Here is a 6097-nt window from a genome sequence, read left to right on the forward strand (position 1 = left end):
GAATGATGCCCCCAACATCCACGGGCCGGCGATGGCCCCCAAGACAGATGCGGGAGTTGGGGAGAACATGACCAGGAACATCGGCTTCATCCGGCACGCGGCCCTGGCCGCCGCTTTCACGTCCACGCTGCTGGCCGGAACGGCCCTGGCGGCGACCGCACCGGGAGCGCCGGGCGCAAAGCCGATGCTGGCCTATTCGGGCAAGCAGGGTATCGGCACCTCCTACGAAGCCTATGTGCAGGGGCGTTACCAGGATGGCGGCGCCACGGGTCCTGTGTCCCGCGTCTGGTTCTCCCTGGCCCATGGCGTCATCACGGAGACCATGCAGGGGCTTATCCATGAAGCGCAGCTCCGTGAAATGCAGTTCGCCGTCAAGGGGGACGGCTTTGTCCATACCGAATATGACGATATGGAAAGCCATGTCGATTACCTGCATACCGATGCCGCCGGCCGGCCCCTGTCGCTTGCCTACAGGGTTATAAACCGTGACCGGAATGGCCGATACGAAATCGAAAAGCATATCTTCACCGATCCGGACCGGGATGTGCTGTTCGTGCGCAGCATCTTTCGGGCGCTGAAGGGATCGCTGACGCCGGTGCTGCTGGCCGACCCGCAAATGGCGGGTACGGGCTATGGCGACAAGGCGGACACGAAGGGGGGCACGCTGAACGCGGGGGAGGGACGGCACAATCTGGTCATCAAGGCGTCACAGCCCTTCACGACGGCCAGCGTGGGCTTTGTCGGAACATCAGACGGACTGACACAGCTTCGCCGCGATGGCGTGCTGAAGGCTTATGACAGGACGGGGTCGCGAAAGGGCAATGTCGCCCTGGCCGGCGCACTGCCCACCCTGTCGGAGGGCCAGACGGCGACCTACGACATCGTCGTGGGCTTCGGTACGGACCATGCGGCCGCACTGATGGCAGCCGACGCAACGCTGCAGGCAGGATATCCGTCCGTTCTGGCCCATTACAACGGGGAGGGTGACAGGATCGGCTGGCAGGATTACCTGGCCGGGCTGGACCCCCTGAAGGACCTGGCAGCCATGGCCACCGACGGGGGCCGGCTGGCACATGTCAGCGCCCTTGTGCTGAAGGCGCAGGAGGACAAGACACATGCCGGCGCCCTGATCGCTTCGCTGTCGGCCCCCTGGGGCGATACCGTGTCGTCGGAGAAGCTGGCGACCGGGTACAAGGCCGTATGGCCGCGCGACTTCTATCAGTGCGCCATGGCAATGCTGGCCCTGGGAGACACCGAGACACCGCTGGCCGCCTTCAATTATCTGAAGATGATCCAGGTGTCGGCCGCCACCAAGGGCAACAAGGGGGCCACGGGCTGGTTCCTGCAGAAGACCCATGTCGATGGCACCCGTGAATGGATGGCCGTACAGCTCGACCAGACGGCGATGCCCCTGATGCTGGGCTGGAAGCTGTGGCAGGCCGGCGTGCTGGACGAGGCGGCATTGAACCAGATGTATCCGTCGTTGCTGAAGCCGGCAGCCGATTTCCTGGTCAGGGGTGGCACGGTCGGGCTGGACTGGAACAAGGCCAGCATCAAGCCGCCCTACACCCAGCAGGAACGCTGGGAGGAACAGGAAGGCTATTCCCCCTCCACCACGGCGGCGATCGTGGCGGGATTGGTGGCGGCCGGGGAGATGGCGGAAAAGCTGGGCCGGGCTGAAGATGCCGCCGCCTATCGTGCCACGGCGGACCAGATCAATGACCGGATCGAGGCGCTGATGTTCACCACGGCCGGCAGCCATGGCAATGGCCGCTATTTCCTGCGTGTCAATCAGAACGAGAATCCCAACGACAAGGGTCCCGTCAACCCGGCCAACGGCCAGCAGGGCCTGACGGAGGATGTCTATCTGGATGGCGGGTTCCTGGAACTGGTACGCTATGGCGTGCGCTCTCCCGATGCCCCCAGCATCACCGACAGCCTGGAAGAACTGGACGATATGTCCATCCCGGACCATTTCCGCGTGAAGTACGTCTTCCGGTACGAAGGCGACCCGATGGAATATCCGGGCTGGCGCCGTTATGGCAATGACGGTTATGGCGAGGATGTGCGCAACGGCGGCAATTATGGCACGGGCGAACTGGAAGGCGGCATGGGCGTCGGCCAGCGCGGCCGGGTCTGGCCCATCTTCACGGGCGAACGTGGCCATTACGAACTGGCCCGCGCCGGGGCGAAGCCCGGCGGCGTCACCCCGGCCGACCTGGACCATATCCGCATGACCTATGTGCGGGGCATGGAAAAGTTCGCCAATGAAGGGCTTATGATCCCCGAACAGGTGTGGGACGGGGTCGGCGTGGCGCCTGCGGGTTATGTGCTGGGGCAGGGGACGAACAGCGCCACGCCGCTGGCCTGGAGCCACGCCGAATATGTGAAGCTGTTGCGGTCGGTCCGCGACCGGCAGGTCTGGGACCTCTATGCTCCCGTCGCCGCCCGCTACGCCCGGTAGCAGGCAAGCCGGGGTCCGGACGCCCCCACCGAAAAGGCGCCCTGCCATCCGGCGGGCGCCTTTTCCTATGGATGTCAGGCTTCCCCGCCGGACAGGTTCGGCCCGCCATCCCGGGATTGACGATGGATGGGGGCGGTAACGGTGAAACCGGCATTGTAGGCCGTCAGGATGGGCAGCGGCATGTTGGCCTTTGCCTGCACCTTCGTGCGCAGCCGGCTCAACAGCGTGTCCAGCTTGCCCCGCGCCTCCCGGTTGTCGGGTTCCTGCATCTGGGCCAGCACCATGGCGCGCGTCGTCACGCGATGGCCGCCATTGCTCCCGATCGCCATGAAAATGTCGATCAGCCGCGTCTCCCGCGGCGTCAGCCTGATGCATGTGCCATCGGGCGCGTGCAGTAGCTGTGCATCCACGTCGCAGCACCAGGAACTTTCCTGTTCCGATACCGGCGGACCATAAAGCCGTTTCAGCGCTAGGCGTGTGATGGCCGCCGACAATTCCTCCGGCTCTACAGGCTTGACCATGTAGATATCGGCCCCGCAGCGATAGCCCTGCACACGGTCCTCCACGGCATCACGTACCGATGTGATGATCACGGAAGCCAAACTGTTTCGGGAAAGGTATTCCGTGATCAGAAACCCGCTATGATGAGGAAGATTGATATCCACAACAGCGACATCATAGGTTTCAGAGCCCAGAAGCTGGTATAGCTCCATGGCGGTGCCCGCCTCGTTCACCGTGTGTCCGAACATGGTCAGGCAATCCGCCAGACTATTCCGGAAAGAGATATTGTCCTCAATCAATATGACATTTGCCACGACGCACCATGTAAAGCCCGATCATCCGGGGGCGGCCCTCCCGCCCCCCCCATTTTGCCCTGTCATGCCGGGGCCGCTACCGGAACCGGCATGGCCCCAAGCTGGGCGCAAAGGCCGGTATTTACAAGTCATTGCATCCTTGATCTGGTTAATAATCTTTACCGCTGTCCTGCTACCCGGACAAGGTCTGGCGCAGGCGCCACCGGTCATACTTTCCAACCCGCTGGACGGTGTGGAATTGTCGGGACACTTTGCGGCGCTGGTCGATCCCGACAATGAACTGACCTTGCAGGATGTGGCCTTCGGCCCGGCGGCATCCCGGTTCGAACCGCTGCCCCGCAACGTGGCCATGGGTTACCGGCCGGACGCCCTGTGGCTGAAAATCACCGTGAAGCGGGAAGGGGGGCGGTGGCCGGAAGATCCCTATCTCCATTTCCACCCCATCTATCTGGATCGCGTGGACATCCATGTGCCGCGCGTCGCGGCACCCGCATCGGCGGCGGATTTTCTGTTGCATCAGCGCGGCGACCACTTTCCGGCCGCCCAGCCGGGCCGCTTTCAATTGTCCTACGCGGTGCCATTGCACCTGCCCGACGCGGACGCGGTGGACATCTATGTCATGATCCAGACGGACAGCGCCTTGGTGCTGCGCGGCTGGATCGCCTCGCCCACAGGGATGCAGGACATCATCCTGACCCGCGTGGTGTCGGCACTGCTGCCCGTGGCGCTGTCGCTCGGGGCCACAATACTCAGTTTCACCTACTGGTTCCATTACCGCCGCCGTCATTTCATGGTGTTCGGCCTGCACCTGCTGGCAAATTGCTATTACATCCTGGCCAATAGCGGCGTGTTCAAGCTGGGATCGCTGACAGGCAACGGCGTGTTGAACGACATGGTCATGAGCAGTTCGGTTCTGCTGGTGATCTTGAGCAGTTGCATCTTCATCCGGGAATATCTGGAGACACGAAGGCATTTCCCACGTGTGCACCGCGGGCTGGAGATTCTGATCGGTCTCCAGGCGCTGGCTCTGCTGACACCCTTCCTCGGCCTCTATCGCCCCGTGGCGGCACCAGCCCTGCTGTCCAGCATGCTGGTCCAGTGCTTCTTCGTCTATGGCTGCCTGCATCTGCGCGCCCGCTATCACCGGCCTGGCAGCCTGGCGGCAGCCCTGGCCGCCATCGTGCAATGCGTGACGGCCGCCATCCTGGTCTTCTGGATCGTGGGGGGGGCCGATTTCAACGGCTTCTATGAATATACCTACTGGATCGGGGCCGTTCCCTTCACCTTGCTGATGAGCCTGTCGCTGATCCTGCAGGCCCGATGGCTGGAGCAGCGGCGGCGGGAGAGCGTGACCATCCGCATGGCCAGACGCGCGGAAGGACAGGCCAAGGCACTGGTTGCGGTACGCACGCGGGAGCTGCAGACGGCAAAGGAGGTAGCCGAAAACGCCCTGGCCGCCGAGCGGGAAAGCCAGTCGGAGCAGCTACGCTTCATCGATGTGGTGCGCCATCAGTACAAGACACCGCTGGCCGTCATCCGCAACAGCGTTACAGCCCTGCGGCACACCATGCAGGCCGATGATTGGGCCGGACGGGAAAGGGTGGGGCGCATCCAGACGGCCGTCCGCGATCTTGTCCAGATCCTGGATGTATCCTTGCAGCGGGACCGGATGGAAGGCAGTACCGTCACTGCCCGCCTGCAGGAAGTATTCATCGCCCACACATTGCATATGATCCTTGACCGGATCCGTCACCTTCATCCGGAACGGGACATCATCCTGAAACGCACAGATGTGGACGCGACACTGACCGGGTGGCTGGATCCCGACATGCTGGCGGTGGCACTTTCCAACCTGATCGAGAATGCCGTGAAATTCTCCGACGCCGCGCGCGCCATCACGATCTCATGCGCTTGCCATGACGGGCGACTGGATATCGATATCCGCGACCAGGGCATCGGCATTCCCGAGGATGAAAAGGACGATGTCATCAAGCGCTATTTCCGGGCCACGAATGCCGGCCCCATACCGGGCACGGGCCTGGGCCTGCATATCGTGGATGCCATAGCCCGCGCGCATGGCGGTCTTTTCCAGATCGACAACCACCCCGAAGGCGGCGTCCTGGCCCACCTTTCCCTCAGTGTCCGTCCGGGAAGCTACCGAAATGGTTCAATGAGATAGGAAGTGGGTTGCAGGCGGTTACGCTGGTGTGATTCCTTCACGGGCGTCATCTTCTGGACAATGGTTATGTGGACGCCCGAGAACCGCCCCCTTTATAACCGGGATCACCTTCGTTATCCGAGCGACCTGACGGACGCGGAATGGGCGCTTGTGTCGCCACTCCTTCCCCCGGCCAAGCACGGTGGCCGCCGACGCAGTGTGGACCTGCGGGAGGTGATCAACGGTGTGATGTATGTGTTGAGCACCGGCTGCCAGTGGCGGGCGATCCCGAAGGATTTACCGCCGCGCAGCACGGTTTTCGACTATCTGAGCCTGTGGAGTTGGGACGGGACGCTGGACCGCATTCACCATGAACTCTATGTCCGCTGTCGTGAGCAGGCTGGCCGTGATGCCAGTCCGACCGCCGCAATCATCGACAGTCAGAGCGTGAAGAGCGCAGAAAAAGGGGGTGCTGCATCGACCCGCCAGGGTACGATGCGGGCAAGAAGATCAAAGGCAAGAAGCGGCACATCGTCGTCGATACCCAAGGCTTCCTGATGCACGCCATCATCCATGCCGCTGACATCCAGGATCGTGATGGAGGCGTCGTGCTGATGGCCAGCCTGTTCGGCCTTTTTCCCTTCCTGCTGAAGCTCTTTG

3 protein-coding genes and 1 pseudogene are annotated in these 6097 nt (G+C 62.7%); 3 read left to right on the top strand and 1 reads right to left on the bottom strand.

All coding sequences use genetic code 11. The annotated features are described in order from the left end of the window. Positions 1-67 precede the first annotated feature (67 nt). Positions 68-2464, top strand: coding sequence for a glucan 1,4-alpha-glucosidase (locus ACM9LZ_RS23880; protein WP_416622031.1), 2397 nt, complete (start codon positions 68-70; stop codon positions 2462-2464). Positions 2465-2538: 74 nt separating this feature from the next. On the opposite strand, the gene ACM9LZ_RS23885 is transcribed toward ACM9LZ_RS23880, so the two are convergent. Further along, a complete protein-coding gene (locus ACM9LZ_RS23885) occupies positions 2539-3279 on the bottom strand; it encodes a response regulator transcription factor (RefSeq protein WP_416622032.1) in 741 nt (246 codons plus the stop codon). Between the two features lie 238 nt (positions 3280-3517). Here ACM9LZ_RS23885 and ACM9LZ_RS23890 point away from each other — a divergent pair, with 238 nt between their 5' ends. Together ACM9LZ_RS23890 and ACM9LZ_RS23895 are read left to right on the top strand one after the other, a co-directional pair. Then, the gene (locus ACM9LZ_RS23890; RefSeq protein WP_416622033.1) at positions 3518-5458 is read left to right on the top strand and encodes a sensor histidine kinase; all 1941 of its coding nucleotides are present in this window, start codon (positions 3518-3520) and stop codon (positions 5456-5458) included. Positions 5459-5524: 66 nt separating this feature from the next. Further along, positions 5525-6097, top strand: a pseudogene (locus ACM9LZ_RS23895) (IS5 family transposase); the annotation flags it as partial.

The organism is Niveispirillum fermenti (assembly GCF_048066175.1).
In the GTDB taxonomy this organism is placed as follows: domain Bacteria; phylum Pseudomonadota; class Alphaproteobacteria; order Azospirillales; family Azospirillaceae; genus Niveispirillum; species Niveispirillum fermenti.

Bases quoted from the DNA above. Each gene is read 5' to 3' on its own strand.
- ACM9LZ_RS23880 (WP_416622031.1), top strand. From the start codon at position 68: ATGACCAGGAACATCGGCTTCATCCGGCACGCGGCCCTGGCCGCCGCT.